The 2,494-nt window shown below is 44.1% G+C and carries 3 protein-coding genes and 1 rRNA gene; 2 read left to right on the top strand and 2 right to left on the bottom strand.

Features of this window, described 5'->3' with window-relative positions:
• Together ACJ5GX_RS03420 and ACJ5GX_RS03415 are read left to right on the top strand one after the other, a co-directional pair.
• On the top strand, positions 1-214 hold a 214-nt coding region (locus ACJ5GX_RS03420), incomplete at its 5' end, for a hypothetical protein (protein WP_495292703.1).
• A gap of 243 nt (positions 215-457) precedes the next feature.
• The gene (locus tag ACJ5GX_RS03415; protein WP_495292702.1) at positions 458-664 is read left to right on the top strand and encodes a hypothetical protein; all 207 of its coding nucleotides are present in this window, start codon (positions 458-460) and stop codon (positions 662-664) included.
• Between the two features lie 547 nt (positions 665-1,211).
• Here ACJ5GX_RS03415 and ACJ5GX_RS03410 read toward each other — a convergent pair.
• Positions 1,212-1,355 (bottom strand): hypothetical protein, encoded by a 144-nt coding sequence (locus ACJ5GX_RS03410; protein WP_495292704.1) that lies wholly within the window; start codon positions 1,353-1,355, stop codon positions 1,212-1,214.
• Between the two features lie 143 nt (positions 1,356-1,498).
• Positions 1,499-2,494 (bottom strand): 16S ribosomal RNA (locus tag ACJ5GX_RS03405); the annotation flags it as partial.

The following is a 2,494-nucleotide window of genomic DNA, read 5'->3' as shown; positions in this document are numbered from 1 at the left end:
ATTGATCGATCCGCCTCGTGCAGGGATTGATGACGATACGCTAAAATTATTGCAAGGTTTCGAGACGATTCTTTATATCTCATGTAATCCAGATACACTTTACAGCAATCTGGAAACCCTCACAAAGACTCATAAAATTGTTAAATTTGCAATGTTTGATCAATTCCCCTACACCCATCATGTTGAATCTGGGGTTTTGCTTAAAAAGATTTAAACAATTTATTACAACCATGACATGCCATGACAGATTTCATGGCATTTTTATTTCTTAATAATATTTACTTATATCAACAACATATCGTATTTTCTTATATTTAAAGTCAAAAAAGCAACTTAGAAAATTTTCAATGGTTGGCAAATTTAGTCTATAACTCGACCATTTACCTTAGCAGCCATCTTGAATTTTATAAAAAAACGTCTATATTTCGAACTATGTTAGGTTGCGTATGAAGGCTCTATGAGTTTTTGGCAAAAGCTGTTTATGGCTAAAGATACTGTGCAAAATGAACATAAAAATCAGATTGCATGTGTTGAAAATGATTGCTCTTGTAAATCCAATGATCGATCAATGATATTAACAACGATGGTATTTATACAGAAGGTGTCGATAGTGTCCTCAATGTTGCAACAGTCGCAGCAGGTGGAACATGGAATATGTCATTGAGTTTGACAGCAGGTCAGTACCATCTGGGTTATATCATTTGGGATGCAGCAGGGAATCGTAGTCGCCTAAGCATGACTTCTGATATAGATGTCGTGAACAACTTGGGTAATGCGCCATATACCAACAGTGCTTTTGGTACCAATGCAACATTGGGTTATGGTAGCAGTATGGTCATTAACACGAATGGACACTGGACTTTTGTCAATGACCAAGCGGTTTATGCTGGTGCTTCAACGACAAGTTATACCACCACAGCGTTGACACTCGCATCTGGTACGGTCAGTTCATATTCTTTCGGTGATTACAATCTGGATGGCAATATTGACATCATCGGCACAGACAGTGCTGTAACTTCGACTGCCCCGATTTGGACTGGAACCGCCGGCGGAGGATTTACTGCTGGTACTGTAGATGCTGGACAACTTGTTGCACGTGGTGGTTCAGTATTTCTAGACATGGATGGTGATGGATATTTGGATGCTGTGGTTGGTGATAGAGGAAACGACTCCTCAGCATTTTTGAAAAATAATAGTGGTGTATTCAGTGTCTATGGACGGGCATCAGGTAATCCGACAGCCACTGGTCTGAGTACATTGACCATGGATCGATCTTCCATTAAACCAACATTATTGATGTCTGGCACTTTAGAACAGCCTACGCCCAAGTCAACCCAACGTACAACATAACCCAAGATCCCTTGAAGATTGTTTTCAAGCTCTTTGATTTTCTCTTCTTCAGTCCAGTTTGTATCAGTCGCCAAAGGTGGAGTAAGTAAATCATCTAAAGGTAAAGCTTCAGTTTTCAACAATTCTTGCTGACGAGCTGAAACATTGCACTGATGATAATGAATCGCATGAATCACCGCACCTGATGGAGATGGAACCCAAGCACAGCTTGCACCAGCTTCAGGATGCTCGATCGATCGGCTTTTTGAGATTAGCATCCTATCGCTAGGTAGCAACCCTTTGTACCGACCATTGTAGCACGTGTGTAGCCCTGGTCGTAAGGGCCATGATGACTTGACGTCGTCCCCGCCTTCCTCCAGTTTGTCACTGGCAGTATCCTTAAAGTTCCCATCCGAAATGCTGGCAAGTAAGGAAAAGGGTTGCGCTCGTTGCGGGACTTAACCCAACATCTCACGACACGAGCTGACGACAGCCATGCAGCACCTGTATGTAAGTTCCCGAAGGCACCAATCCATCTCTGGAAAGTTCTTACTATGTCAAGACCAGGTAAGGTTCTTCGCGTTGCATCGAATTAAACCACATGCTCCACCGCTTGTGCGGGCCCCCGTCAATTCATTTGAGTTTTAGTCTTGCGACCGTACTCCCCAGGCGGTCTACTTATCGCGTTAGCTGCGCCACTAAAGTCTCAAAGACCCCAACGGCTAGTAGACATCGTTTACGGCATGGACTACCAGGGTATCTAATCCTGTTTGCTCCCCATGCTTTCGTACCTCAGCGTCAGTATTAGGCCAGATGGCTGCCTTCGCCATCGGTATTCCTCCAGATCTCTACGCATTTCACCGCTACACCTGGAATTCTACCATCCTCTCCCATACTCTAGCTTCCCAGTATCGAATGCAATTCCCAAGTTAAGCTCGGGGATTTCACATCCGACTTAAAAAGCCGCCTACGCACGCTTTACGCCCAGTAAATCCGATTAACGCTCGCACCCTCTGTATTACCGCGGCTGCTGGCACAGAGTTAGCCGGTGCTTATTCTGCGAGTAACGTCCACTCATCTTGGGTATTAACCAAAAGAGCCTCCTCCTCGCTTAAAGTGCTTTACAACCATAAGGCCTTCTTCACACACGCGGCATGGCTGGATC

Source organism: Wolbachia endosymbiont of Tuta absoluta, from assembly GCF_059414725.1.
Note: the sequence above shows the minus strand (reverse complement) of the source record. Positions and strands in the feature narration are given on the sequence as shown.